This window comes from Janibacter sp. Soil728, from assembly GCF_001428305.1.
In the GTDB taxonomy this organism is placed as follows: Bacteria; Actinomycetota; Actinomycetes; order Actinomycetales; family Dermatophilaceae; genus Janibacter.
The window spans coordinates 22,799-48,282 of the sequence record NZ_LMRZ01000009.1; the positions used below are offsets into that span (position 1 = coordinate 22,799).

Annotated in this window: 23 protein-coding genes; 12 read left to right on the forward strand and 11 right to left on the reverse strand. The window is 69.2% G+C overall.

Annotated features, from left to right (window positions below):
* The first annotated feature begins 15 nt into the window (after nucleotides 1-15).
* The 5 genes from ASG73_RS17175 (at nucleotide 16) to ASG73_RS17195 (ending at nucleotide 6,076) form a co-directional block, all read left to right on the forward strand.
* Nucleotides 16-369: an STAS domain-containing protein gene (locus tag ASG73_RS17175; RefSeq protein WP_055998368.1), complete on the forward strand. Its 354-nt coding sequence runs from the start codon at nucleotides 16-18 to the stop codon at nucleotides 367-369.
* A 72-nt stretch (nucleotides 370-441) separates the two neighbouring features.
* Complete coding sequence (locus tag ASG73_RS17180; protein ID WP_055998371.1) at nucleotides 442-1,410, forward strand: 2-hydroxyacid dehydrogenase; 969 nt, start codon at nucleotides 442-444, stop codon at nucleotides 1,408-1,410.
* A complete protein-coding gene (locus ASG73_RS17185; protein WP_055998374.1) occupies nucleotides 1,407-2,075 on the forward strand; it encodes a hypothetical protein in 669 nt (222 codons plus the stop codon). Before ASG73_RS17180 ends, ASG73_RS17185 begins: the two co-directional genes overlap by 4 nt.
* Nucleotides 2,076-2,143: 68 nt before the next feature.
* The gene (locus tag ASG73_RS17190; protein WP_055998377.1) at nucleotides 2,144-4,480 is read left to right on the forward strand and encodes a sodium-translocating pyrophosphatase; all 2,337 of its coding nucleotides are present in this window, start codon (nucleotides 2,144-2,146) and stop codon (nucleotides 4,478-4,480) included.
* 84 nt (nucleotides 4,481-4,564) lie between these two features.
* Entirely contained in the window at nucleotides 4,565-6,076 is a 1,512-nt protein-coding gene (locus ASG73_RS17195; RefSeq protein WP_055998380.1) for a DUF7059 domain-containing protein, read from the forward strand.
* A 73-nt stretch (nucleotides 6,077-6,149) separates the two neighbouring features.
* On the opposite strand, the gene ASG73_RS17200 is transcribed toward ASG73_RS17195, so the two are convergent.
* Together ASG73_RS17200 and ASG73_RS17205 are read right to left on the reverse strand one after the other, a co-directional pair.
* Nucleotides 6,150-6,539 carry a DUF4878 domain-containing protein gene (locus ASG73_RS17200; RefSeq protein WP_055998383.1) on the reverse strand — a complete coding sequence of 130 codons (390 nt, stop codon included), beginning with the start codon at nucleotides 6,537-6,539 and terminating at the stop codon, nucleotides 6,150-6,152.
* Between the two features lie 124 nt (nucleotides 6,540-6,663).
* Entirely contained in the window at nucleotides 6,664-7,449 is a 786-nt protein-coding gene (locus ASG73_RS17205) for a dioxygenase family protein (RefSeq protein ID WP_055998386.1), read from the reverse strand.
* A 167-nt stretch (nucleotides 7,450-7,616) separates the two neighbouring features.
* On the opposite strand from ASG73_RS17205, the gene topA reads away from it, so the two are divergent.
* The 4 genes from topA to ASG73_RS17225 all read left to right on the forward strand — a co-directional run bounded on the left by topA (nucleotide 7,617) and on the right by ASG73_RS17225 (nucleotide 13,246).
* Nucleotides 7,617-10,397 carry a type I DNA topoisomerase gene (gene topA, locus ASG73_RS17210; protein WP_055998389.1) on the forward strand — a complete coding sequence of 927 codons (2,781 nt, stop codon included), beginning with the start codon at nucleotides 7,617-7,619 and terminating at the stop codon, nucleotides 10,395-10,397.
* A gap of 88 nt (nucleotides 10,398-10,485) precedes the next feature.
* Nucleotides 10,486-10,938 (forward strand): SCP2 sterol-binding domain-containing protein, encoded by a 453-nt coding sequence (locus ASG73_RS17215; protein WP_055998392.1) that lies wholly within the window; start codon nucleotides 10,486-10,488, stop codon nucleotides 10,936-10,938.
* Between the two features lie 8 nt (nucleotides 10,939-10,946).
* On the forward strand, nucleotides 10,947-12,515 hold the full coding sequence (locus ASG73_RS17220; RefSeq protein WP_055998395.1) for an AMP-binding protein: 1,569 nt from the start codon (nucleotides 10,947-10,949) through the stop codon (nucleotides 12,513-12,515).
* Between the two features lie 293 nt (nucleotides 12,516-12,808).
* Nucleotides 12,809-13,246, forward strand: a complete 438-nt coding sequence (locus ASG73_RS17225) for a pyrimidine dimer DNA glycosylase/endonuclease V (RefSeq protein ID WP_055998398.1) — start codon at nucleotides 12,809-12,811, stop codon at nucleotides 13,244-13,246.
* Between the two features lie 30 nt (nucleotides 13,247-13,276).
* Here the strand turns inward: ASG73_RS17225 and ASG73_RS17230 are convergent, their stop codons facing one another.
* Genes ASG73_RS17230 through ASG73_RS17250 form a run of 5 tightly spaced genes read right to left on the reverse strand, consistent with a single transcriptional unit; the run spans nucleotide 13,277 to nucleotide 18,271 of the window.
* Entirely contained in the window at nucleotides 13,277-14,617 is a 1,341-nt protein-coding gene (locus tag ASG73_RS17230) for a serine hydrolase domain-containing protein (protein ID WP_055998401.1), read from the reverse strand.
* Nucleotides 14,618-14,659: 42 nt separating this feature from the next.
* Nucleotides 14,660-15,667, reverse strand: a complete 1,008-nt coding sequence (locus ASG73_RS17235) for a glycine betaine ABC transporter substrate-binding protein (RefSeq protein WP_055998403.1) — start codon at nucleotides 15,665-15,667, stop codon at nucleotides 14,660-14,662.
* Complete coding sequence (locus tag ASG73_RS17240) at nucleotides 15,667-16,446, reverse strand: ABC transporter permease (RefSeq protein WP_082567368.1); 780 nt, start codon at nucleotides 16,444-16,446, stop codon at nucleotides 15,667-15,669. Before ASG73_RS17240 ends, ASG73_RS17235 begins: the two co-directional genes overlap by 1 nt.
* The gene (locus ASG73_RS17245) at nucleotides 16,443-17,630 is read right to left on the reverse strand and encodes an ABC transporter ATP-binding protein (protein ID WP_055998405.1); all 1,188 of its coding nucleotides are present in this window, start codon (nucleotides 17,628-17,630) and stop codon (nucleotides 16,443-16,445) included. Before ASG73_RS17245 ends, ASG73_RS17240 begins: the two co-directional genes overlap by 4 nt.
* Complete coding sequence (locus tag ASG73_RS17250) at nucleotides 17,630-18,271, reverse strand: ABC transporter permease (protein ID WP_055998408.1); 642 nt, start codon at nucleotides 18,269-18,271, stop codon at nucleotides 17,630-17,632. Before ASG73_RS17250 ends, ASG73_RS17245 begins: the two co-directional genes overlap by 1 nt.
* A 141-nt stretch (nucleotides 18,272-18,412) precedes the next feature.
* Between ASG73_RS17250 and tmk the strand changes: the two genes are divergently transcribed.
* The 3 genes from tmk (at nucleotide 18,413) to ASG73_RS17265 (ending at nucleotide 21,818) form a co-directional block, all read left to right on the forward strand.
* Nucleotides 18,413-19,030, forward strand: a complete 618-nt coding sequence (gene tmk / locus ASG73_RS17255) for a dTMP kinase (protein ID WP_055998411.1) — start codon at nucleotides 18,413-18,415, stop codon at nucleotides 19,028-19,030.
* Entirely contained in the window at nucleotides 19,027-20,199 is a 1,173-nt protein-coding gene (locus tag ASG73_RS17260; protein ID WP_055998414.1) for a DNA polymerase III subunit delta', read from the forward strand. Before tmk ends, ASG73_RS17260 begins: the two co-directional genes overlap by 4 nt.
* An 86-nt stretch (nucleotides 20,200-20,285) precedes the next feature.
* Nucleotides 20,286-21,818, forward strand: coding sequence for an alpha/beta hydrolase (locus ASG73_RS17265; protein WP_055998418.1), 1,533 nt, complete (start codon nucleotides 20,286-20,288; stop codon nucleotides 21,816-21,818).
* A 68-nt stretch (nucleotides 21,819-21,886) separates the two neighbouring features.
* Here the strand turns inward: ASG73_RS17265 and ASG73_RS17270 are convergent, their stop codons facing one another.
* From ASG73_RS17270 to ASG73_RS17285, 4 genes are read right to left on the reverse strand one after another with little or no spacing between them, the layout of a single operon-like run.
* A complete protein-coding gene (locus ASG73_RS17270) occupies nucleotides 21,887-22,444 on the reverse strand; it encodes a MarR family winged helix-turn-helix transcriptional regulator (protein WP_055998421.1) in 558 nt (185 codons plus the stop codon).
* Between the two features lie 34 nt (nucleotides 22,445-22,478).
* Nucleotides 22,479-23,333, reverse strand: coding sequence for an ABC transporter permease (locus ASG73_RS17275; protein WP_055998424.1), 855 nt, complete (start codon nucleotides 23,331-23,333; stop codon nucleotides 22,479-22,481).
* A 14-nt stretch (nucleotides 23,334-23,347) separates the two neighbouring features.
* On the reverse strand, nucleotides 23,348-24,163 hold the full coding sequence (locus ASG73_RS17280) for an ABC transporter ATP-binding protein (protein WP_235499503.1): 816 nt from the start codon (nucleotides 24,161-24,163) through the stop codon (nucleotides 23,348-23,350).
* Nucleotides 24,160-25,212 carry an ABC transporter substrate-binding protein gene (locus tag ASG73_RS17285; protein WP_055998428.1) on the reverse strand — a complete coding sequence of 351 codons (1,053 nt, stop codon included), beginning with the start codon at nucleotides 25,210-25,212 and terminating at the stop codon, nucleotides 24,160-24,162. The genes ASG73_RS17280 and ASG73_RS17285 overlap by 4 nt, the downstream gene beginning before the upstream one ends.
* Nucleotides 25,213-25,484 lie beyond the last annotated feature (272 nt).

Genomic DNA, 25,484 nt, shown 5'->3' on the forward strand with positions numbered 1-25,484 from the left:
ATCTACGGTAGGCGGATGCCGATCTCCGTCACGACCAGCGAGGCCGGAGAGGTCAACATCGTCCACGTCAGTGGTGAGATCGATGTGACCTCTGCCGCCGTGCTGCGGGATGCCCTCGAGGCGCTCATCGCCGATGGACGCCGCCGCCTGACCCTCGACCTCGGTGGAGTCACCTTCATGGACTCCACCGGTCTGGGCATCGTCGTCGGCCGACTGAAGAAGCTGACCCGCCACGGCGGGACGCTGACCGTCGTCGTCTCCCACGAGCGGGTGCTGCGCGTCTTCAACATCACCGGGCTCGACCGGCTCATCGACATCCACCCCGACCTCGAGGGTGCCGTCCGGGCGGCCGGAGCCGTCAGCGCCTGACGCAACCCATCGTCCACGTCGCGCGTCTGGATCTCACAACACCAAGGTCGACGACGAGGAGGGACGGTTGACGTGAAGGACAGAGTTGTCGTTCTCAGCCGAGCCGGGGAGAGGTCCATCCCCGGGGAGCACATCGAGCGCATCCGCGAGCGGGCGGACACGGTCTTCGTCGTGCGAAGGGAGGCCCCGACGCCCGCTGAGGCCGTCGAGCTGCTGCGCGGCGCGACCGTCCTCGCCACGACCAATGTCACGCTGCCGCTGCTGGACGACGCCCTGCTCGCGCGGCTGCCGCGCCTGCGCTCGATCGTCCTCTACGCCACCGGGTACGAGCACGTCGACGTCGACCTGCTGGAGCGGCACGGTGTGCTGCTCCAGACCCTGCCGACGTACGCGACCACGGCTGTCGCCGAGCACGCGCTGGCGCTCATGCTCAGCCTCGCGACCCGCGCCCACCTGGCCAACGACAAGGCCCGCGGACAGGCCCACCCAAGGACCTCGTTGCGCGGCGTCGAGCTGGGCGGACGCACCCTCGGCATCATCGGCGTCGGGCGGATCGGCACCCACCTCGCCCGGATCGGCGGCGGCCTGGGCATGCGCGTCCTGGGCAGCGACACGGATCGGTGTGCCGCCGCGGCAGCCGCCGAGCGCGGGATGGAGATGGCATCGACCGACGAGGTCATCGCCCGTGCCGACGTGGTCGCACTGTGTGCCTCGACCGACCGTCACGAGCCGATGATCATCGACGCCGAGCGGGTACGCGCCCTCGACGAGGGGGCCTTCCTCGTCAACATCGGACGCCCCGGGCTCGTCGACACCCACGCCGTCGTCGACGCCCTGCGCGCCGGCCGGCTGCGCGGCTACGCCGTCGACGACATCGTGCTGGACCCCGTGGCGCACAGCGACCTCATCAGCGAGGGCCGGGTGCTGCAGACCGCGCACAGCGCCTGGTGGCGTGACGAGGTGCTCGAGCGAGGCGCGGACCTCTTCGGGCTGGCCGTGCTCGAGTCCCTCGACCTCGCCGCGAAGGGGCGCGTCGCGTGACCCGTCGTCACCGCCTCGCCGTGCTCGGAGCCCTCACCGTCGCGGGCGTGCTCGTCCCGAGCCTGCTCTTCGTCGCGCAGTACCCGCAGTGGTGGGTGTGGATCGCCCAGGAGCAGGTACCGATGACGTGGTTCCAGTCGGTGACCCTCGTGGTCGCCGGCATGGTCAGCCTCTGCGCGTGGTTCGTCTGCCGCACCGTGCGCCGCGTGCCGCGGGCGGGGTATGCGCTGCTCGCCCTGGGATTCGCGGCGCTCGCCTTCGACGAACGCTTCGCCGTGCACGAGCGCATCCGCGACGGCGTGCTCGCACCCCGCGGCATCAGCCTGCCGCTCCTGACGTGGATCGCCCCGGGCGACTTCCTGCTCCTGCTCGTCGCGATCGTCGGCCTGGTCCTCCTGCCGACCGTGCTGAGGCCCATCCGGTCCGACCGCTGGGCGCTGACCCCCTTCGTCATCGGGGTGACGCTCTCGCTGCTCGCCGTCGGCACCGACTCCATCGACCCGAGCACCTGGTCGCTCCAGGGCGAGCGCGTCCAGCAGACGCTCGAGGAGTGCGTCGAGCTGTGGGCCGGACTGGCCTACCTCGCCGCCGTGACGAACAGCTTGATGACCCTCCTCGAGGAGTACTTGGTCCGGCCCCCTTCACAGGAGACGACTGAGCAGTAGTGTGAGCCAACGGTCGTGCCGCCACGACGACGGTCCGGCCGTGACCCGCGTCCATCAAGGAGGATGGCATGGCAGGCACGCACGCGACCGTGGTCAGCGCTTCGGCGATCGATCTGGGCGGAACCAACCTGGGGCTGGTCGGCGGCGTCGCCGTCATCGGTCTCATCGCCCTCGTGCTGGGGGTGGTCCTGCGGGGGCAGGTGCTCGCCGCCGGAGCCGGCACCGAACGCATGCAGGAGATCGCCGGAGCGGTCGAGGAGGGTGCACATGCCTACCTGCGACGACAGTTCCGCACCCTGGTCGTCTTCGTGGCCCTCGTCTTCGTCCTGCTCCTCCTGCTCCCGGCCGACTCGCAGGCCGTGCGATGGGGACGCTCCGGGTTCTTCATCCTCGGCGCGGCCTTCTCCGCGGCCATCGGCTACCTCGGGATGTCCCTCGCGGTGAAGGCCAATGTCCGTGTGGCAGAGGCGGCTCGCTCGACCGGGCGTGACGACGGGATGCGCATCGCCTTCCGCACCGGAGGCACCGTCGGCATGTTCACCGTCGGGCTCGGGCTGATCGGCGCCGCAGTCGTCGTCCTCGTCTACCGGGGCGACGCGCCCAAGGTCCTCGAAGGATTCGGCTTCGGCGCTGCGCTGCTCGCGATGTTCATGCGCGTGGGTGGCGGCATCTTCACCAAGGCCGCGGATGTCGGCGCCGATCTCGTGGGCAAGGTCGAGGCAGGGATCCCCGAGGACGACCCGCGCAATGCCGCGACCATCGCCGACAACGTGGGCGACAACGTCGGTGACTGCGCGGGCATGGCGGCAGACCTCTTCGAGTCCTACGCCGTCATGCTCGTCGCCGCCCTCATCCTCGGCTCCGCAGCATTCGGCGCCTACGGGCTCGTCTTCCCGCTCCTCATCCCTGCCATCGGCGCGGTGACAGCGATGATCGGCATCTTCATCACCAAGGCCAAGGCCGGTGAGTCCGCCCTGGATGCCATCAACCGGGGCTTCTACATCTCGGCGGTCATCTCCGCAGTGCTCTGCGCGGCCGCTGCCTACCTCTACCTGCCGAGTGCATACGCCGACCTCGGCTCCACGGACGAGGCGGTCTCCCAGCTCGTGGGCGACCCACGCCGGGCCGCCCTCCTCGCCGTGCTCCTCGGTATCGTCCTCGCGGCAGTCATCCTGCGGATGACCGGCTACTACACCGGCACCGACAAGCGGCCGACGATGGACGTCGCGCGCACCACCGAGACCGGTGCCGCCACCGTCATCCTCTCCGGCATCAGCCTCGGCCTCGAGTCGGCCGTGTACAAGGTGGTGACGATCGCCGTCGTCATCTATCTCGCCTTTCTCCTCGGTGGTTCGTCAGTGGTCCTGGGTCTGTTCTTCATCGCCCTGGCCGGTTGTGGACTGCTGACCACGGTCGGTGTCATCGTCGCGATGGACACCTTCGGCCCCGTCTCGGACAACGCGCAGGGCATCGCCGAGATGTCCGGCGACGTCGACGAGGAGGCCGCACAGATCCTCACCGAGCTCGACGCGGTCGGCAACACGACCAAGGCGATCACCAAGGGCATCGCCATCGCCACGGCCGTGCTCGCCGCCACGGCACTCTTCGGCAGCTACACGGATGCCTGGCGTTCGGCGCTCTCCGGGGTCGGTGCGGGCACGGTCAGCCCGGAGCGGATCGCCGACCTCGAGGTCATGGTCAACACCCAGATCGTCTCGCCCAGCGTCCTCGTCGGCGTCCTCCTCGGTGGCGCCGTCGTCTTCCTCTTCTCCGGTCTGGCGATCAACGCCGTCACCGTCGCGGCGGGGTCGATCGTCCACGAGGTGCGGCGACAGTTCCGCGAGCACCCCGGGATCATGGCGGGGACCGAGAAGCCCGAGTACGCCCGCGTCGTCGACATCTGCACCCGCGACTCGCTGAGCAAGCTCGCAACCCCGGGACTGCTCGCTGCGCTCACACCGATCATCGTCGGCTTCGGGTTGGGCATCGGCGCGCTCGCCGGGTTCCTTGCCGGCGCGATCGCCTGCGGTGCGCTCATGGCTGTCTTCCTCGCCAACTCCGGTGGTGCCTGGGACAACGCGAAGAAGATCGTCGAGGACGGCAGGCACGGGGGCAAGGGCTCGCCAGGTCACGAGGCGGCGATCATCGGTGACACCGTCGGCGATCCCTTCAAGGACACCGCCGGCCCGGCCATCAACCCCCTCATCAAGGTGATGAACCTGGTCGCCGTCCTCATCGCGCCCGCCATCATCACGCTCTACCTCGGGGACAGCACCGACCAGCTGATCCGCTGGGGCATCGCGCTGGCGGCACTGCTGATCATCGTCGTCGCCCTGGTCATCACCAAGCGCGACGACGTGGCGATGAGCAGCACCGAGGGGGAGCCCGCGGTCGAGCGGGTCTGAGACCGGCACGACCTCAAGGAGATGCGGTGGGCGGGTGACGAAGGGGGAGGGACCAGAAGGTGCACCCGCACTAGGCTCGGCATCGTGACCTCCACGGCGACCCCGCGCACCGACCCTGCCCTGCTCGACTCCCTCCGGCAGGACCTCGCCGATGCCCCCTTCGGCGTCGACGACGTCCGGGCCCGACTGGGGGACCTGGCCGCCAACGCGCTGGGGCGTGAGCAGACGCTGCCGGCCCGACGTGCGGTCGCCGGCGCGCGGGATGCGCTGGGGGTGCTCATCGGGTGCTTCGGGCTCGGGCTGCCCACGGCCGCAGACGACCTCGCGAAGGCGCTGCCGCGCACCGGGGTCACGGGTGCGGTCACGCTCGGCATCGTCGAGCCCCACGGCGCACACGTCGTCGCGACCTGCGACCTGCGCCCCTACGGCGACGACGAGGGGCGCTCGTGGTGGGTGGCCTCCGACCCGACCGACCACACCCGGACCGGCCCGCTGCCCGTCGACCACGTCCTGGGCATCGGCGGGGCCTCCTCGACCCTCGCCTCGTGGACCCCACGCACCCGGGCGACCCGGGCGCTCGACGTCGGGACCGGGTGCGGAGTCCAGGCCCTGCACCTCTCCGGTCACGCGGACGAGGTCGTCGCGACCGACCTCTCGCGACGGGCCCTGGGGTTCGCGGCCTTCAACGCCGCGCTCAACCAGGCCGACTGGGATCTGCGCGAAGGCTCCTTCCTCGAGCCGGTCGCCGGAGAGTCCTTCGACCTCGTCGTGAGCAATCCCCCCTTCGTCATCACGCCTCGGTCCGCAGGCGTACCGCTGTACGAGTACCGCGACGGCGGTGCCGCTGGCGATGCCGTCGTGGAGGCCCTGACCAAGGGTGTCGGTGCTCACCTCGCCCCCGGCGGAGTGGCTCAGCTCCTGGGCAACTGGGAGACCGCGGGCGGGCAGGACTGGCGCGAGCGACTGGGGGAGTGGGTAGCGGCGAGCGGGCTCGACGCCTGGGTCGTGCAGCGCGATGTGCAGGACCCGGCGGAGTACGCCGAGCTGTGGTCCCGCGACGGCGGCCACCTGCCCGGGACCAGCGAGTACGAGGCGCTCGTCGGTGCGTGGCTCGACGACTTCGCGGCGCGTGGGGTGGAGCAGATCGGCTTTGGCATCATCACGCTGCACCGGCCGACGACCCAGCGGGCCCCCTTCGTCGACCTCGTCGAGATCACCGGACCGGTCGCCTCCCCGATGGGTCCGACCATCGTGGCCGGGCTTGCCGCCCGCGACCGGCTCGCCGGCATGGACGACGACGCGGTCCTGGACACCGCCTGGACCTGCGCCGGGGACGTGACGACCGAGACCCACGCGGCCCCGGGTGCGACCGACCCCAATGTCATCGTCCTCCGCCAGGGCGGCGGGCTCGCCCGCTCGATCCGGCTCGACACCCTCGACGCTGCCCTCGTGTCGGTGAGCGACGGTGAGCTGACCGCACGCCAGTCGCTCACGGCCATCTCGGCGCTGCTCGACCTGCCGACCGGGGAGTCGCTCGCGGCCGGGGCCACTCTCGTGCGGCGGCTTGCGGCGGACGGGCTGCTGCTGCCGGGGTGAGACACGACGAAGGGCGGCCGGAGTCCGGCCGCCCTTCGTCAACAGGCTCGAGATGCACGAGCCGGTCAGGTCATCAGAAGGTGATCTTCCAGGAGTCTTCGACCTTCTTGAGCTTGATGTCCTGCTCCTTGTCGTCCTTGTTCTTGACGGTGACCGTGGCGGTCTTCTCGTCCTCGGCGATCTCGGACTTGACGATGTTGATCTCGTCGTCCTCGCCGATCTCGCCGGTCAGCTCGTCCTCGCTGGCCTTCATGGCGTCGGCACAGGACTGGCCGTCGGGGGAGCCGGCCTCGATGGTCTTGACCAGCTCGGGGTCGATGGTGTCGCAGACGGTCTTGAAGTCCTTGTCCTTGAGCGCCTGACCAAAGGTCTCGACGGTCTTCTCCGCGTCGTTGCCGCCGCCGCAGCCGGCGAGACCGATGGTCAGCGCGCTGGCGGCGATGATGGTGGCGATCTTCTTCATGTCGTGTGTCCTCCCTGATGTGCCCGGCCGTGCGCCGGGCGGTGCTGGCACGACCCTAACGATGACTCCGACGTCAGGCGATGGGGAGGACTACCCACGGGGGGTGTCCCCACTCACACCGCGATCAGCTGAACTGCCAGGAGCGCTTGGACAATCCGAACCAGAAGCCGTCGACCGGCGTCGTCCGCTCGGTCGCGCCGGAGGCCTCCGCGGCACCTGCCGCGACGTAGAGCGGGGCCCAGTGCTCCGTGCGCGGGTGGGCCTCGTGGGCTGCTGGTGCGACCTCGAGCATGCGCTCGAGCGCGTCGAGGTCACCGGCCCCGACGGTCTCGGCGGCCCAGTGGTCGAACTCGCTGGACGCGGCCGGCGGGGCGGCGTCCGCACCGGCGCGCGGGTTGAACCACCGCAGGTTGTGGGTGGTGAAGCCCGACCCGACGATGAGCGTGCCCTGGTCCCGCAGGGGCGCGAGGGCGCGGCCGAGGTCGAGCAGCGCATGCGGGTCGAGGGTCGGCATCGACATCTGCAGGACCGGGATGTCGGCCTCCGGGTACATCTCGACGAGCGGCACGTAGGCGCCGTGGTCCAGACCCCGGGCCTCGTCGTGCTGGACGTCGACCCCCTTCGCCTTGAGCAGGCCGGACACCTCGGAGGCCAGGTCCGGAGCCAGGGGGGCGTCGTACCGGACGTCGTAGTAGTGCTGCGGGAAGCCCCAGAAGTCGTAGGTCAGCGGGACCTTGCGCTGCGTGGGGCTGACCGTGACGGGCGCGTCCTCCCAGTGCGCCGAGATCATCAGGATGTTCTTCGGCGCCTCGAAGGAGCCCGACCAGCGGGCCAGCTCGGCGGTCCAGCGGGCGTCGTCGGCCAACGGGGGAGCGCCGTGGGACAGGAAGAGCACGGGGGGAGTCGTCATGTCAGCGATAATACTTGTATCTACAATCAAAATCAAGAGGGCCGGTGCTGCCGCATGACAAGGCGTTGCGAAGGGGGGCGGACTCTCGTAGTACGGTCGCGCCAGATGCACCCCGACGTCGAAGCAGCGACGAATCCGCTGCACGTGGGGTCAGGAATGAGGCACACATGACCACCAAGCTCGTCATCGTGGAGTCACCCGCCAAGGCCAAGACCATCGCCGGGTACCTCGGCGCGGACTACGTCGTCGAGGCGTCGGTCGGACACATCCGCGACATCCCGACGCCCTCCGAGATGCCCGCGGAGATGAAGAAGGGCCCCTTCGGCCGCTTCGGGATCAACATCGAGGAGGGCTTCGAGCCCTTCTACGTGGTCGACCCGGACAAGAAGAAGAAGGTCGCCGAGCTCAAGCGACTGCTCAAGGACGCCGACACCCTCTATCTCGCAACAGATGAGGACCGCGAGGGCGAGGCCATCGCCTGGCACCTCCTCGAGACCCTCAAGCCCAAGGTCCCCGTCAAGCGGATGGTCTTCCACGAGATCACCAAGGAGGCCATCCAGCGCGCTGTCGAGGAGACCCGCGAGCTGGACATCGACCTGGTCAACGCCCAGGAGACCCGCCGCATCCTCGACCGCCTGTACGGCTACGAGGTCTCGCCGGTCCTGTGGCGCAAGGTCAAGGCAGGCCTGTCCGCCGGTCGCGTCCAGTCCGTCGCGACCCGCATCGTCGTCGAGCGCGAGCGCGAGCGGATGGCCTTCAAGGTTGCCTCCTACTGGAGCGTCGAGGGCACGTTCAGCTCGACCTCCGCTCCCTTCGCCGCCCGGCTGGCCTCCCTCGACGGGACCAAGGTCGCCACCGGCAGCGACTTCGACGACACCGGCTCTCTCAAGGGCAACGCTCGCCAGCTGGACGAGCGGGCGGCCACGGCGGTCGCCGAGGCGACGATCGCCTCCGCCGTCACGGTCTCCTCCGTCACGGAGAAGCCCTACACCCGCCGGCCGTACGCCCCCTTCACCACGTCGACGCTGCAGCAGGAGGCCGGCCGCAAGCTCGGCCTCGGCGCCAAGGCGGCCATGGGTGTCGCGCAGAAGCTGTACGAAAACGGGTACATCACCTACATGCGTACCGACAGCACCAACCTGTCGGGCTCCGCCATCGCCGCCGCCCGTGGCCAGGCCCGGGACATGTACGGCGCGGACTTCGTCCCCGAGTCGCCGCGTGTCTACGGCAAGAAGTCCAAGAACGCCCAGGAGGCGCACGAGGCGATCCGCCCCGCCGGCGACCGCTTCCGCACGCCCGCCCAGGTGGCCGGCGAGCTGCGCGGTGACCAGTTCAAGCTCTACGAGCTGATCTGGAAGCGCACCATCGCCTCGCAGATGGCCGACGCCAAGGGCTCGACCGCCACGATCAAGCTGGGTGCCGATCTCGGCGGCTGCGAGGTCGCCAAGGCGGCCGAGTACTCCGCCTCGGGCACCGTCATCACCTTCAAGGGCTTCCTCGCGGCCTACGAGGAGGGCACCGACGAGCCGCGCGAGTCCAAGAAGGACGGGGATGCGCGCCTGCCGAAGCTCTCCGAGGGGGCTGCGGTCGACGTCGTCGACGCCAACGCCTCGGGCCACGAGACCTCGCCGCCGGCGCGCTACACCGAGGCCTCGCTCGTGAAGAAGATGGAAGAGCTCGGCATCGGCCGACCCTCCACGTACGCCTCGACGATCAGCACCATCCAGGACCGCGGGTACGTCCGCAAGAAGGGGAGCGCCCTGGCCCCGACGTGGCTCGCCTTCGCCGTCACCCGGCTCATGGAGGTCCACTTCAGCCGCCTCGTCGACTACCGCTTCACCGCCTCGATGGAGGAGGACCTCGACGAGATCGCCTCCGGCTCCGCCGAGCGGGTGGCCTGGCTGCAGCGCTTCTACTACGGCGACGGCCAGGGCAGCGAAGGGCTGGCCGCCCTCGTCTCGGACCTGGGCGACATCGACGCCCGCGCCATCTCGACGATCGACATCGGTGACGGCATCGTCGTCCGGGTCGGTCGTTATGGCCCGTACGTCGAAGAGGTCGTGCCGAAGGGGGTCGACCCCGGCACCGGTGAGGTCACCGACGACACCAAGACGACCCCGGCGCCCAAGAGGGCGACGATCAACGACGACGTGGCCCCGGACGAGCTGACGCCCGCGATGGCCCGCGAGTTCCTCGTGGCGGCTGCCGACGACGGTCGTGTGCTCGGTCAGGACCCCGAGACCGGCCGGGATGTCATCGTGAAGACCGGTCGCTACGGACCCTTCGTCACCGAGGTGCTCGAGGAGGCTGCTGACGAGAAGCCCAAGCGTGGCAAGGCCAAGGTCAAGCCCCGTACGGCCTCCCTCTTCAAGAGCATGGACCCGGCGACCGTCGACCTGGAGCAGGCGCTGCGCCTCCTCTCCCTTCCTCGCACCATCGGTACGGCCACCGAGACGACGACCAAGGAGGACGGCACCGAGACCCAGGTCGAGGTGCCGATCACGGCGCAGAACGGCCGCTACGGCCCGTACCTGAAGAAGGGGACGGACTCGCGCTCGATCGAGACCGAGGAGCAGATCTTCGCGATGACGCTCGAGGAAGCGCTCGCGATCTATGCCCAGCCCAAGCAGCGCGGCCGGGCCGCCGCCAAGCCTCCGCTCGCCGAGTTCGGTGAGGACCCGGTGAGTGGCAAGAAGGTCGTCGTCAAGGACGGTCGGTTCGGTCCCTACGTCACCGACGGTGAGACAAATGCCACGCTGCGCCGTGACGACGAGCCGGAGACCCTCACGGCCGAGCGGGCCTACGAGCTGATCGCGGAGAAGCGGGCCAAGGGGCCCAGCACCCGCAAGAAGTCGGCGAAGAAGACGACCAAGAAGGCTGCCAAGAAGACGGTGAAGAAGACCGCGGCGAAGAAGACCGCCACGAAGACGGCGGCCAAGAAGTCCTGACCCCGAGGGTGGCCCGGCAGCGGGTGGCGTTGCCGGGCTCGTTACCCGTGGGTATGGTCGCCTCGACCGCGCACCAGAGGAGCTGCACATGGACCTGGACCCGTCGACATTCGAGTCGATGACTCCGCAGGAGTTCGCCCGGACCGTCACGTCGATGTCCGACAAGGAGATCGCCGAGGTGATGCGCGGCGTGCACCGTGTGCCGCTCCTGGACGCGATCTTCGGACGTTTTCCCGAGCTCTTCCGCGCGGACAAGGCGGGGGCGCTGAGCGCCACCGTCCAGTTCCGCATCACCGGTGGCCCCGACGAGCGCCCGCACGACACCTACGAGGTCGTCGTCGACGATGGTGCCTGCTCGGTCTCTGATGTCCCCGGCGAGCAGTTCGATGCGTCGCTGATGATGGCGCCGCCGGAGTTCACCAAGATCGCGACCGGTCGAGGCAACCCGACGATGCTCGTCATGCGCGGCAAGATCAAGGTCAAGGGCGACATCGCCGTGGCCGCCAAGTTCCCCACCCTCTTCGACATCCCGAAGGCCTGATGCACGCAATGAATCCTCTGATCATCGCCAAGACCATGGCCAAGCGCGGCATGCTCAACCCCGGGCCCCCCGTCGCCCAGGTCAAGCAGCTCACCGCCTTGAAGAAGTGGGGCTTCGGCCTGGCCGGCGAGCTTCGCCAGGCCGCCAACCGCTCCCCGGAGACGGTCGCCGTCATCGACGAGACCCGCGGCGAGACGACCTACGCGCAGCTGCTGGCCAACTCCGAGAAGATTGCCGTCATCCTGCGTGAGATGGGCTTCGGCGCCGGTGACCGCATCGGTCTGCTGGCCCGCAACCACGTGCAGGCCATCGAGGTCATGACCGCCACCTCGGCCGTCGGGATCGACCTGGTCCTGGGCAACACCGGCCTGGCCGGCCCGCAGCTCGCGGTCGTCGTGGAGCAGCAGGCGATCAAGGCGCTCATCCACGACGACGAGTTCGCCGAGGCCGTCTCGCACCTCCCGGCGTCGATGCCCAAGATCACCGAGACCGAGCTGGCCCGCCGCGTCGAGCAGACCGCGCGGCCCGACTCCCTGCCCGTCCCGGCGAAGGGGGGCCGCACGGTCATCCTCACGTCCGGCACCACCGGTACGCCGAAGGGCGCGGCCCGCAAGACTCCCGGCGGCTTCGGTCCGCTCATCTCGATCATCGACCGGATCCCGCTCAGGGCGCACGACCGGATCCTCATCTCCGCGCCGATCTTCCACACGTGGGGCTACGCCGCGATGCAGCTGTCGATGGCTCTGCGCGCCACGATCATCCTGCAGCGCCGCTTCCAGCCCGAGGCCGCCCGCACGGCCCTCGCCGAGCTCCAGCCCGACGTGATGTTCGCCATCCCCGTCATGCTCCAGCGGATGATGGAGCTGCCGAGCGACCCTGCGGCCCGCTCGCGGCGCACGCTCCGCGTCGTGGCGACCTCGGGCTCGGCCTACCCGTCCGGGTTCACGACGAAGTTCATGGACGAGTACGGCGACGTCCTCTACAACCTCTACGGGTCCACCGAGGCCTCCTGGGTCTGCATCGCGACCCCGGAGCACATGCGGCGTGACGCCAACACCGCGGGCACGCCTCCCCTGGGCACCGTCGTCAAGATCCTCGACGAGGACGGGCGCGAGGTCGCCCCGGGCGAGAAGGGCCGGATCTTCTGCAGCAACGAGCTCGTCTTCGACGGGTACACCAACGGCAACACCAAGGACTTCATCGACGGGCTCGTCTCCACCGGCGACGTGGGGCACGTCGAGGGCGACCTGTACTTCGTCGACGGTCGGGACGACGACATGATCGTCAGTGGCGGCGAAAACGTGTACCCCATCGAGGTCGAGGGGCTGCTCGCCGAGCACCCCGCCGTCCGCGAGATCTCGGTCATCGGCGTCCCGGACCCCGACTTCGGCCAGCGGCTCGCGGCCTTCGTCGCGCTCAACGACGGGCACGAGCTCTCGGCCGACGAGGTCAAGGACCACGTGCGCGCGCACCGGGCACGTCACTGCATCCCTCGCGAGGTCGTCTTCATGGACGAGCTGCCGCGCAACGCGACCGGCAAGATCCTCAACCGGGAGCTGCGCAAGCACTTCGCGTGAGGTGAGCTCCTCTTCGGTCTCGCTGGTTGCGGGCGAAGAGGTGCTGTCGGCCCTAGGACTCAGGCCGGGACGTTGGTCGGGCGCCTCGCCTGATCGACAGCCCGGCCTGAGTCTTGAGTCGGGCCGACAGCACCACTTCGCCCGCGCTTGTGTATCGCCACGTGACTCGCGGGTACGACGACACGGTGGGACCTGCGGTCGTTGCTGGCCCGCGGGTTCTGCGGGGTCGGGGCCCCGAGGTGTGGCTACCGTGTCGTCGTACCCGCGCGTAACAACCACGGAAGGGAGCGGCGATGCGTTTGTGGAGCCTGGATCCGGGTCAGCTGGACCGGGCGGCGCTGGTCTCGGGCTGGCGAGAGGGCCTGCTCGCGCAGGCCGTGCTGCTCGGGCGGACGAAGGGGTACGTCCGCCACCCGCAGCTCGAGCGATTCCGCGAGCTCGACGAACCCGTGACGGGTGTCGTCACCTGGCTGTCAGGGCTCGCGGACGAGGCAGACCGGCGGAGCTATCGCTTCGACCGCACACGACTCGTGGGGGAGCCTGACCGCTCGCTGCGGATGACCCTCACCGACGGCCAGCTCGCGCTGGAGCACGAGCACCTGCTCACCAAGTGTGACCAGCGCGCGCCCGAGTGGGCAGCGCGGCTGCGGGCGGAGCCAGCGCGGGCGCACCCGATCTTCGAGGTCGTCGACGGCCCGATCGCCTCGTGGGAGCGGGCCGTCCTGCCCTGAGCCCGGCCATGCGCGCGGCCCGCGCCCGCCTCAGAGCCAGGCGCCGAAGGCGAGCGGCTCGCGGGTGAAGCGGTAGGTCGCCCAGTTGAAATGGCTGACCCCACCCGACTCGTCTCGCTGCACCCGCAGCAGCTCGCCGCTCTCGCGACCGGAGACCGTGCGGTACCGGTCGGCGCCCTCGGCCTCGAGCACCGACGGCGGCTGCTCCTTGGGCTGGCCAGCGACGCGGGCCTCGAGCTTGCCCTCCCGCACCGACAGCACGAAGTGGGATCCCTCCGAGTACCAGTGCCCGAGGAGCGGGACGAGGTCCTCGGGGACCGTGGTGCCGGGCTGCCACGGCTCGGGGACGACGGGTTCGCGCTCGATCGCGATGGTGCCGAGGTCGATCGCGGCGGCACCCGGCGCGACGGGCGCGGAGTTGTTCATGAAGATCAGGCCCGTCGTGGCAGAGGAGCGCTCGGTGAATACCCCGGTGATCGAGCCGGGCCAACCGCCCGTGTGACCGACCCAGGTGCGCCCCTCGTGCCGGACGAGCTGCAGTCCCAGGCCCCAGGCTGAGGTCCAGCCGATCGTGTCCGACACGACCTGCGGCTGGCACATCTCCTCGAGAGTGTCGGGGGAGAGGATCTCCTCCACGGGGGACGCGATGAAGCCGCCCCACCGGGCCATGTCGGTCAGGGTGGATCGCAGCCCGCCGGCCGGGTCCATGGCGCGCGCCTCGAAGACCGGCTCCTCGAGCGGCACATCGGCGAAGGGGGGCACGTAGTACCCCTTCGCCCGGCGACCGGTAGGGGCGGTCCCGGTGCGCGTCATCTCGAGGGGGTCGAGGATGCGGCGTCGGATCGACTCCTCCCAGGGGCAGTCGTCGAGGCGGGAGATGATCTCGCCGAGGAGGGAGAAGCCGAGGTTGGAGTAGTGCCACCGGTCGTGCGGTCGGCCGACCCGCTCGGCCCGGGACCACCCCGCGAGCAGCTCCTCGCGGGTGGGCATGACCATCGTGTCGAAGACGTCGCCGATCGGCTCGCGCTGCATCCCGGAGGTGTGCGAGAGCAGCTGGCGGATGGTCACGCGGGCGTGCGAGCTGTCGGACAGGTGGGTCTCGACGGTGTCGTCGAGGTCGAGCCGGCCCTCGTCGCGCAGGGCCATGACGGCGACGGCGGTGAAGGTCTTGGAGTTGCTGGCGACCGCGTACTGGGTGTCGTCGTCAGGCGCGTCGCCGGGGGAGGCGAGGTCGATCGTCCCGATCCCGGTGGACCACTCCAGAGCTCCTGCACGCGCCACGCCGGCGGCGAGGCCCGGGACCCGACCATCGGTCTGGGCGGTCAGGGCGCGGATGGTGAGGGCTCGGCCGGTCTCGTCGCTGAAACTCATGAGGATCAACGTATCCCCGTGGAGCGAGCACGCGCCCAGCGGTCACTTCTGGATGAAGCCCTCGCTCCGTAGCCACCCGATGGCGACATCGGCCGGGTCCTTGCCCTCGACGTCGACCTGGGCGTTGAGCTCGATGAGGACGCCGTCGGTGAGCTTGGCGGTCACGGGGTTGAAGAGGTCGGCCACGGCGGGGAAGGACTCCATGACGGCCTCGGTCACGACGGGTGCGACGTTGTACTTCGGGAAGAAGGCCTTGTCGTCCTCGAGCACCGTGAGGTCGAGGGCCTTGATCCGGCCGTCGGTGGTGAAGACCTCACCGAAGGTGCAGGTGCCGTTGTCCGTCGCGGAGTAGATCGCTCCGGTGTCGAGGACCTTGACATTGCTGTCCGGGAAGTCCTTGCCCTTGGTCAGCCCATAGGTCTTGAGCATTGGCACGAAGCCGTCGTTGCGGTTGTTGAACTCGGACTCCACGCAGAAGGTCAGGTCCTTCTTGGGCACCTCCGACAGCTGCGACAGCTTGGTGATCCCGAGCTTCTTGATCGTCTCGCTCGGGCCGGCGAAGCCGTAGGTGTTGTTCATCGGCGCCGGCGGGAGCCAGATGAGGTCGTTGTCCTTCTTGTCCCGGTCGCGCACGGCCTCGTACTGCTTCTGCTCGTCCGGGATCGGCGTCGTCTCGCCGAGGTAGGCGATCCAGGCGGTGCCGGTGTACTCCCACTGCATCTGGACCTGGTTCTCGAGCATCGCCTGGCGGGCGCTGGAGGAGCCGGGGATGTTGGTCAGGTCGGGTGCGTCCGCGCCGGCGGCGCGCAGCACGATGACCGCCATCTTGCCCAGCACCAGCTGTTCGGTGAAGTTCTTGGAGCCGACGGCGATCTTGGCCCCGGAGAGGTCCACGTCGGCGATCGGGCCGGCGAGCTGCCCGGACGGGACGAAGCCGCCACTCGTACCCAGTCCGCACCCGGAGAGGCTCAGACCGAGCAGGCCTGCCCCGCCGAGGACCAGTGAGCGACGGGAGGGGCCGCTGGACGAAGGGAGCAGGTGTCGACTCATCACGTGGTCCCCTTCGGGGTGAGCAGCACTTCGAGCACGCGACCGGCCCAGTCCACGAGCAACGCGACGACCGCGATGATGACGGCGCCGCTGACGAGGATGGAGTACCGGAAGAGGTTGATACCCGTGGTGATGAGCGCGCCCAGCCCGCCGGCGTTGATGAAGGTCGCGAAGGCCGCTGCGCCCACCACCAGCACGAGGGCGGTACGCACGCCGGCCATGATGACCGGCATGGCGAGGGGCAGCTCGACTCGTCGGAGCACGTCGACAGCCGACATGCCCATCCCCCTGGCCGCCTCGACCAGGGTCTGGTCGACCTGCTGCAGTCCGACGATCGTGTTGCGCAGCACGGGCAGGAAGCCGTAGATGGCCAGGCTGAGCACCGCGGTCCTGGTGTTGAAGCCGAGCCAGATGGCCAGCAGGACGATGAGCCCGATCACGGGCGCCGCCTGGCCGGCGTTGGCGAAGCCCGTGACGAAGCCGGAGTACCGGCGGAAGGAGCCGCGGGTGAGCAGGATTCCGGCGGGGATCGCGGTGACGAGGACGACCGCGGTGGTGATCAGGGTGAGGACGATGTGCTGACGGGTGAGCTCCAATATCGTGCCCCACGCGAGCTGACGGGCCTCGATGTCGTCGAGGTCGGCGGTCTGCCGCCAGATGCTCCACCCACCGAGGATCACCGCGCACAGCAGGGGGAGGCCGATGAGCAGCCGGATCGTCGTCTTGCGGTCCTCGACACCGGTGTCGACCGTGCTGACCTGCCGGGTGGCGTCGCTCATGACGGCGAGCTCTCGGACGTCGAGCGGATGTGCTCGGTGACCGCGGTGAAGGTCACGACGCCGAGGAACTCGTCGCGGCGACCGGTGACGAGCACGCCGCCGTGCGAGCTGGCGAGCATGGAGTCGAGTGCGTCGTTGATCGTCGCGCGACGGTCGACGACGGAGATGTCCTCGTGCGACTCCTGCGGTAGCCGACTCATCCGGGTGGCCTCTCCGAGGCTGTACCACCCGACAGGGCGTCGTCGGGCGTCCAGCACGATGACGTCCTTCTGCCCGGCGGCCCGCGCTGCTGCGGCGGCGGCACTCCCTTCGTCCCCGACCGAGGCGATCACCGGCTGCTGCAGCTCCAGCTCGTCGACGCGCGAGAGGCTCAGCTGCTTGAGCGAGGAGCCGGAGCCGACGAAGTCCTCGACGAACTCGTCGGCGGGGTTGGACAGGATCTCCTGCGGGGTGTCGTACTGCGCGACGTGCGCGCCCTCGCTCAGCAGGAGGATGCGATCGCCGAGCTTGATGGCCTCGTCGATGTCGTGGGTGACGCAGACGATCGTCTTCTGCAGCTCCTCCTGGATGCTCATCAGCTCGTCCTGCAGGCGCTGCCGGGTGATCGGGTCGACGGCGCCGAAGGGTTCGTCCATGAGCAGGACCGGCGGGTCGGCGGCGAGACCGCGGGCGACGCCCACGCGCTGCTGCTGACCGCCGGAGAGCTCCTTGGGGTAGCGGTTGCGGTATCGCGAGGGGTCGAGTCCGACGAGCTCGAGCAGGTCCTCCACGCGAGCGGCGATGTCCTTCTTGTCCCACTTGAGCAGGCCGGGCACGAGGGCGATGTTCTCCTCGACGGTCATGTGCGGGAAGAGCGAGCCACCCTGGATGACGTAGCCGATGGTGCGTCGCAGCTCGGTCGCGTTCTTGCTGCGGATGTCCTCGCCGTCGATGGTGATCGTCCCGGAGGTCGGTTCGTGCAGCCGGTTGATCATCTTCAGGGTGGTCGTCTTGCCGCAGCCCGAGGGGCCGATGAACATGACGATCTTGCCTGCCGGGACGGTGAGGGAGAGGTTGTCGACCGCTGGGGTGCTCTGCCCCGGATAGGTCTTGACGACATTGTCGAAGACGATCTCGGCCCCGCTGACCGCGCTGGTCGGGGAGTCCTTCTCCGGTGCGGGCTGACCGCTCGTGGTGGTGGACATCAGACGCGGATCCCCTTCGAGGTGGTGAGTCTGCTGACGAGCAGCAGGACGGCGTCGAGCAGGAGTGCCAGGATCACGACACCGAAGGTGCCGACGAGGGCGTAGTTGAGGGCATTGGCGCCACCGATCTGGGCGAGGCCGGTGAAGATGTAGGTGCCCAGGCCGGGCCCCAGGACGTAGGCGGCGATGGCCGCGACACCCATCGACATCTGGGTGGAGACGCGCAGTCCGGCCATGATCACGGGCCAGGCCATCGGGAGCTGGACTCGCCGGAACCGGGTCAGCGACCCCATGCCCATGCCCTTCGCCGACTCCAGGAGCGTGGGACTGACTCCCGAGAGCCCGACGACGGCATTGCGCAGGATCGGCAGGGTGGCGTAGAAGGTGACGGCGATGACTGGGGGCAGCGTGCCGATGCCGACGAGCGGTACGAGCAGGCCGAGGAGGGCGAGCGACGGGATGGTCAGGCCGATGGCGCTGATCATGTTGGCGGCGGACCGCAGCCGTGGGATCTGCGTGACGAGCACGGCCAGAGCGATGGCGATGATCGTGGCGAGCAGGACGGACTGAACGACCAGTGAGACGTGCTGGTAGGAGCGAAACAGGATGTCCTGCCACTTGTCCGCGATGAAGTCGACCACGATCAGTCCTCCCGCACCCGACGCTCGGGTTCACCCTCACCCAACCCCTGTACGGCTCGGGGTGACGAGGCCCGGCTCCACCGCAACCCACTTGTGACCATCCGCCATCGGCTGTCATCCCCGTGGCTTAAGGTCGACGACGTGACGGACAGTGGGTACTTCATCGCCTTCGAGGGTGGCGACGGCGCGGGCAAGTCGACGCAGGTGCGTCACCTCGTGGCGGCGCTCGAGGAGGCTGGGCGCGAGGCCGTCGTGACCCGCCAGCCGGGCGGCACGACACTGGGCTTAGCGCTCCGCGACCTGGTGCTGCACGGTCAGGCAGTCTCGCCTCGGGCAGAGGCGCTGATCTTCGCCGCGGACAAGGCCCAGCACGTGCAGGAGGTGGTCCTCCCTGCGCTCGCCCGCGGAGCGGTGGTCGTCACCGACCGCTACACGGACTCGTCGGTCGCCTACCAGGGTGCGGGCCGTTCGCTGGGCGCTCAGGAGGTCGCTGACCTCCAGGGGTGGGCCGTGGGCGGTCTGACCCCGCACCTCACCGTGCTCGTCGACGTCGACCCTGCCGAAGGGCGGCGACGTCGCGGCGGTACGCACGACCGGATGGAGTCGGAGGCCGACGCCTTCCACACTGCCGTCCGTGAGCACTTCCTTGCGATGGCGAAGGGGGACCCCGCTCGCTATCTCGTCGTCGACGGCACCACCCCGCCGCAGGAGATCGCCGAGCAGGTCCGGCAACGACTGGTGCACGAGGGCCTGCTGTGAGCGTCCCGGTCGCCCAGCAGCAGCCCCCGATCTGGCGTGACGTCGTCGGTCAGCCAGACACCATCGAGACCTTGCAGCGGGCCGTGACCGATCCGGCCGCGATGACCCACGCCTGGCTCTTCACCGGGCCTCCCGGGTCCGGGCGCTCCACGGCGGCTCGGGCCTTCGCCGGAGCGCTGTTGTGCCCCGACGGCGGGTGCAGCGAGTGCCGCGAGTGCCGGACGGCGCTCGACGGGACGCACGCCGATGTCGACCTGCTGGCCACGGAGGCCCTGTCGATCGGGGTCGCGGCCACCCGCGGTCTCGTCCAGCTGGCCGGCCGATCACCGAGCGTCGGCCGGTACCGCATCATCCTCATCGAGGACGCCGACCGCCTGACCGAGCAGTCGGCCAACGCGCTGCTCAAGGCGCTCGAGGAGCCGACGCCCCGGACCGTGTGGCTGCTGTGCGCCCCGAGCCTCGAGGACGTGCTCATCACCGTGCGCTCGCGTTCGCGGCACGTGCGGCTGCGCACGCCACCCGTCGCTGAGGTCGCCAAGCTGCTGCAGCGTCGTGACGGCATCGACCCCGGCATGGCGACCTACGCGGCCCGGGCGGCGCAGAGCCACATCGGGCTGGCCAAGCGCCTGGCCACCGACGAGGGCGCGCGCATCCGGCGGCGCGACACGATCACCATGGCCGCGCGCATCCGCGGGGTCTCTGATGCCGTCGGGGCCGCTGCCGACCTGCTGCAGATCGCCGAGCAGGAGCGCGACCGCACCCTCGAGACCCGCGGTGCCGCGGAGAAGCAGCGGCTGCTCGAGACGCTCGGCGCCGACCCGAGTGCCCGGACCCAGCCGCCGCACGTGCGCGCGCAGGTCAGTGCGCTGGAGAAGGAGCACAAGACGCGGGCCACCCGCTTCACCCGGGACATGATCGACCGTGCTCTGGTCGACCTGCTGTCGGTCTACCGCGACGCCCTGGTCCTGCACGCCGGGTCTCCCGTCGCCCTGGTCAACGAGGACGCCCGGCCCGTCGTCGAGGAGGTCGCGCGCTCCTTCAGCGGCGAGGGCCTGCTCGTCGCGATGGAGTCCATCGCCACCGCCCGCGACCGCATCGCGGCCAATGTCGCGCCGCTGCTCGCGCTCGAGGCCATGGCGGTCTCACTGCAGCTGCCCTCTGCTCGGTAGAACTCGCTCGGGTGCGTCGGCTCGGCCCGTCACCAAGGGCGGCCGGCGGCCCAGCAGGCGCTGAGGAGGCAGGTAGCGTCTGCCCAATGAGTCTTCGAGCGCGCCGCCCCCTTCGTGTCGTGGCCGTTGCGGTGGCGTTCCTCCTGTCGATGTCGGGATGCTCCCTGCTCGAGCCGGACGTCGCGCCGACGGGGCTGACGACCGGGGACAAGAAGCCGCCCAAGGGGTCGAAGGGCCTGGAGCCCTTCTACGAGCAGGCGCTCCAGTGGGGCGACTGCGACACCGGCTCGGGGGAGTGCGCAAAGCTCACGGTCCCCATGGACTACGACAACCCGGGCGGCAAGACGATCGAGATCGCCGTGCTGCGGATGAAGGCCAAGAAGAAGGCCGCCGGCTCCCTCGTCGTCAACCCCGGCGGGCCGGGCGGCTCGGGCGTCGACTACGCGGCTGCGGCCGACAACATCGTCAGTGCTCAGATCCGGCGGCACTTCGATGTCGTGGGCTTCGACCCGCGGGGTGTCGGGCGCTCGGCCCCCATCGACTGCCTGAGCGACTCCGACCTGGACGCCTACCTGGCGAAGGACCCGACCCCTGACACCGCCGAGGAGCGGACGGCGGACGACGCGGACCAAGCAGCCTTCGCCGACGGGTGCAAGGCCAAGAGCGGGGAGCTCCTGGGCCATGTCTCGACGGCGGAGGCGGCGCGCGACATGGACGTGCTCCGGGCGGCACTCGGCGACGGCAAGCTGACCTATCTCGGGAAGTCCTACGGCACCTATCTCGGCGCGACCTACGCAGACCTCTTCCCCGACCGCGCTGGCCGTCTCGTGCTCGACGGGGTAATGCCCCCCGACCTGTCGGCGGAGGAGTCCGTCATCGGCCAGGCCACAGGCTTCGACACCGCGACCAGGTCGTGGGCGCGCAGCTGCGTCGACAACGACTGCCCGCTCGGCAACAGCGTGGACGAGGTCGTCAAGAACGTGCAGGACCAGCTGGTGCAGCTCGACCAGAACCCGCTGCCGGCGTCGGCAGGCATCGAGCTGACGGAGGGGTGGGCGACCTATGGCATCGCGCAGGCTCTCTACGACCAGGGGATGTGGTCGCAGCTGACCGATGCCCTCGTCAGTGCGCAGGACGGCGACGGTAGTCCGCTCGCCCAGCTCGGACGCGCCTACGCGGGTCGCGACGCGAACGGCCGCTACGCGACGAACCTCTTGGAGGCGCTCCCTGCCGTCAACTGCCTTGACCGCACCGAGGAGGGCAATGACCAGCAGGCGCTCATCGACAAGGCCGTCGCGGCGGCACCGATCTGGGGCCGCGCGCTGGCCTGGGAGTCCCCGTGCCCCCAGTGGCCGGTCGACGCCACCAACACCCCTCACGAGGTCGCCGCGAAGGGGGCCGACCCGATCCTCGTCGTCGGCACCACCCGCGACCCGGCCACGCCGTACGAGTGGGCCGTCCGCCTGCACGAGCAGCTCGCGGACTCGGCTCTCATCACCCACGAGGGCGACGGCCACACCGCCTACATGCGGCAGAACGACTGCGTCGACAAGGCGGTGGACCAGTACTGGCTCACCGGCAAGACACCTGAGGGCGACGAGCTGACCTGCAAGGAGTGAGTTCGTCACGTGTGCTCTTGAGATCGAGCCGCGGACGGGACCCGCACGGAGTGTGCGGCCGGGTCGGGTCAGAGCGCCGGGCTCGCTTCCTCGATGCCGATCGGCGCCGATCGCACCTCGTCCTCGTGTGCGCGCATCGACTCCTCGACCTTGCGCAGGAGGGGCTCCAGTGCGGCGAGGTCCTCGCTGCTGAGGTCCGCCAAGAGTCGTGACTGGGCCTGCACGTGGTGCGGATGGATGCTCTCGATGAGCTGGCGCCCTGCGCCCGTGAGGCTGACGAAGACGATCCGACGGTCCTCGCTGCTGCGGGCGCGGGTCACCTTGCCGTCCTTCTCGAGGCGGTCGATGCGCATGCTCACGGCGCCGAGCGTGAGCAGCGACGTGCTCGCGATCTCGCCCGCGCTGAGGGTGTGTCCCGGGGCGCGGCTGAGGGTCGCGAGCACGTCGAAGTCGCTCAGGGTCAGCCCGGCGAGATCGTGACGGCGGTTGAAGATCGCCCGCTGCCCCATGACGATGCGCGAGAGCCGGCCGAAGAGGGCCATGGCCACGAAGTTCTCGTCGGGGCGCTGCTGCTCCCACTCCGCGACGGCGCGATCGACGGAGTCTGCATGGGCGTCTCTGGTCATGGGCTGACCCTACGGCCGTGACAGAGGGCGGGCCTCACAGCGAGCCTGCAGCCTCGAAGGACCTTCCGCTGCGGCTACCCCGGACGAGGACGCGTTCGAGGACGCTCACGATCGCGAAGAGAGCGAGACCGATGATCGAGAGGAATCCGATTCCGGCGAAGACGGTGACGGTGTCGAGGTTGCCTCTGGCCTGGGTGATGACCACACCCAGGCCGTTGTCGGCGCCGACAAACTCCGCGACGACCGCACCGACGACGGCTAGGGTGATCGCGACCTTGGCGCCGGCGAAGATGCTCGGTAGCGCCCATGGGAAACGGACCTTCCAGAAGGCCTGCCACCTGCTGGCCCCCATCGACCGGACGAGCATGAGGCTCTCGGGCCGCGCCGCCTGGAACCCGACGACGGCGTCCACCACGAGCGGGAAGAAGGCGATCAGCACGACCATGAAGACCTTCGGCGCGGTGCCGAAGCCGAACCAGATGATGAACAGCGGCGCCAGCGCGACCTTGGGGACGACCTGGGACAGCACGAGCAGGGGGTAAATGGCCCTCTGAAGCAGCGGACTGTAGACCATCCCGATGGCGATGGGGAGCGCGATGAGGATCGAGATGACGAACCCGACGATGATCGCCGTGAGCGTCGGGATCGAGGCTGTCCAGAAGAGGCCGGCGTCGCTCACCATGGCCTTGGCGATGTCCCACGGGGCGGGCAGCACATACTGCTCGACGAGGCCCGCGCTCGAGATCGCCTGCCACGCGGCGAGCATCACGCAGATCAGGGCGATCGCCGGCCACACGCCGCGAAGAGCCACCAGCCCATGGCCGAGGAGGCGCTGCGGCCGGGGTGCCACGCCTCGCGGTCGGGTGATCTTGTCTTTCGTTGCGGCCATCTGAGTCACTCCACTCACCTGCTGACGGGGTCGCGGTCGGAAAAGATCCCGAGCTTGCCGAACTCGTCGCGGATCTCGTTGACATAGGCCGTGAACTCCGCGGAACCGCGGTCGGCGACGTGCCTGGGCCGCGGCAGGTCCACACGGATGTCCGCGGCGATGGTGGCTGGGCGGGGGGACAGGACGATGACCCGGTCAGCGAGGAAGACGGCTTCCTCAATGCTGTGGGTGATGAACATGACCGTCCGACGGGACTTCAGCCACAGATTCTGCAGATCCATCTGGACCTGGTCGCGGGTGATTGCGTCCAGGGCACCGAAGGGCTCGTCCATGAGCAAGATCGACGGGTCGTGCAGGAGCGCCCGGCACAGCGAGACTCGCTGCTGCATCCCGCCCGAGAGCTCGTCCGGGTAGTGGTCCTCGAAGCCAGCCAGCCCGACATCCGCGAGCAGCTGACGGGCCCGCTCCGTCAGCGACCCCTTGGGCAACTTGCGCACCTCGGCCTGGAGGAGCACGTTCTCCAGCGCTGTGCGCCACGGGAGCAACTCGGCGTTCTGGAAGACGACACCTGCCTCGGTCACTGGACCTGCGATCGTGCGCCCCTTCAGACTGACGGTTCCGTTGGTCGGGGTGGTCAGGCCGGCGAGCGCCAAGAGCAGGGTGCTCTTGCCGCACCCGCTTGGGCCGACGATGGCGAGAAAGTCCCCTTCGTCCACGGTCAGCGACAGGGCTTCGATCGCGGCGACTTTCCCCCCCTTCGTTGCGAAGCTCTTCTCGACCTCGTCGAATTCGACATAGGACCGCAACGCAGCCGTGTCGTTCGGGGTCACTTGTCACTCCCGAGATCGTCCGTGCATTCCCCGGGCAGGTACTGGTTGGTTGCGGAGTCGGCAACGGTGGCCGAACCCTCGGCGACGTCGCCGAACTTCTCCATCATCCCGATGGTCTCCTCCCAGTCCTTCTTGGCCGTGCAGCCGACTCCCTGACCCTTCGTGCTACCGGTGTGGAGCAGTTTGCTGGAGTTCTTCCACTGGTCGGCGACTTGCTCGGGCTTGAGCTTGCTGTCCTTGTCGACCTTGAAGAAGGCGTCGACGGCTGCATCGGTGTCCTTGTTGGCGAACTCCACGGACTCCACGAGAGCCGCGAGGAACTTCTTGGTGGTCTCGGGGTTCTTCTTCAGGAAGTCGTCGCCGACGACGATGCCCGAGCTCAGCGTGTTGACCCCGGCGTCGGCGTAGGTGAAGGTCTCCAACTCGCAGTCGCAGGCCAGCTTAAGGTTGGGCAGGCTGACATTGGTCAGGCCGAACGTGAAGTCGGTTTTGCCGCCGAGGAAGAGCTGGGTCCGCGTCGGGATGTCGACATTGCGGAAGGTCACCTTGCTGTCGTCTATCCCCACCGCCTCCGCATAGGCCGGGAAGAGTCGCTCGGCTGCCGAGCCCGGCGTGTAGCCGGCGGTCTTGCCCTCGAGGTCGGCGGGCTTTTTGATGTCGGAGTCCTTGAAGGCGATGATCGTCATCGGTGACTCTTGGACCATTCCGGCGACCATGGTGACGTCCATGCCCTGCCCCACGGACTGGACCATCGTGGCCGCGTCGGCGTAGCCCATGTCGTCCGAGCCGTTGGCGACGGTCTGGATGGTGGTCGCCGATCCCGTGCCCTCCTTGAGGTCGACCTTGAGGCCGTGCTTCTCGAAGATCCCGGTCTGGACGCCGGCGACGAGGGGGAGCACAGCGCCCGTGTAGTAGACGTCCGTGCGGATGGTCACCGAGTCGGTGTTCTCCTTTGCTCCGGAGTCAGACTCACCGCACGCGGTGAGCAGAGCAACGGACGTGGTGGCGGCGAGGGCTCCCGCGAGAGCGCGGTGGTGGCGAATGGACACAGAGGGTCTCCTTTGACACGTGACTGTGAGATGAGAAGACCAGAATGTCATTCAGCAATTAAAAGTCAAGCGCTGAAGGAAATTTCTGAGACACGACTGGGGCGGCCTCGCCTACATGGCGTCGGCCGCCCCAGTGCGTGGCGTTGGTCTGCTCAGCGGGTGACGCCGTGCATGTCCGAGGTCTCGGGGTAGGTGGGCAGCTGCGGCTTCTTGGTGCCGATGATGACGCAGAAGAGAGCATCCTCGTCGGTGGTGTTGGCCAGGCTGCGCGG

Coding starts and splice junctions, on each gene's coding strand:
- ASG73_RS17175 (WP_055998368.1), top strand. CDS start 16: ATGCCGATCTCCGTCACGACCAGCGAGGCCGGAGAGGTCAACATCGTC.
- ASG73_RS17190 (WP_055998377.1), top strand. CDS start 2,144: ATGGCAGGCACGCACGCGACCGTGGTCAGCGCTTCGGCGATCGATCTG.
- ASG73_RS17200 (WP_055998383.1), bottom strand. CDS start 6,539: ATGAAGAAGATCGCCACCATCATCGCCGCCAGCGCGCTGACCATCGGT.
- ASG73_RS17205 (WP_055998386.1), bottom strand. CDS start 7,449: ATGACGACTCCCCCCGTGCTCTTCCTGTCCCACGGCGCTCCCCCGTTG.
- topA (WP_055998389.1), top strand. CDS start 7,617: ATGACCACCAAGCTCGTCATCGTGGAGTCACCCGCCAAGGCCAAGACC.
- ASG73_RS17215 (WP_055998392.1), top strand. CDS start 10,486: ATGGACCTGGACCCGTCGACATTCGAGTCGATGACTCCGCAGGAGTTC.
- ASG73_RS17220 (WP_055998395.1), top strand. CDS start 10,947: ATGAATCCTCTGATCATCGCCAAGACCATGGCCAAGCGCGGCATGCTC.
- ASG73_RS17225 (WP_055998398.1), top strand. CDS start 12,809: ATGCGTTTGTGGAGCCTGGATCCGGGTCAGCTGGACCGGGCGGCGCTG.
- ASG73_RS17230 (WP_055998401.1), bottom strand. CDS start 14,617: ATGAGTTTCAGCGACGAGACCGGCCGAGCCCTCACCATCCGCGCCCTG.
- ASG73_RS17235 (WP_055998403.1), bottom strand. CDS start 15,667: ATGAGTCGACACCTGCTCCCTTCGTCCAGCGGCCCCTCCCGTCGCTCA.
- ASG73_RS17240 (WP_082567368.1), bottom strand. CDS start 16,446: ATGAGCGACGCCACCCGGCAGGTCAGCACGGTCGACACCGGTGTCGAG.
- ASG73_RS17245 (WP_055998405.1), bottom strand. CDS start 17,630: ATGTCCACCACCACGAGCGGTCAGCCCGCACCGGAGAAGGACTCCCCG.
- ASG73_RS17265 (WP_055998418.1), top strand. CDS start 20,286: ATGAGTCTTCGAGCGCGCCGCCCCCTTCGTGTCGTGGCCGTTGCGGTG.
- ASG73_RS17270 (WP_055998421.1), bottom strand. CDS start 22,444: ATGACCAGAGACGCCCATGCAGACTCCGTCGATCGCGCCGTCGCGGAG.
- ASG73_RS17275 (WP_055998424.1), bottom strand. CDS start 23,333: ATGGCCGCAACGAAAGACAAGATCACCCGACCGCGAGGCGTGGCACCC.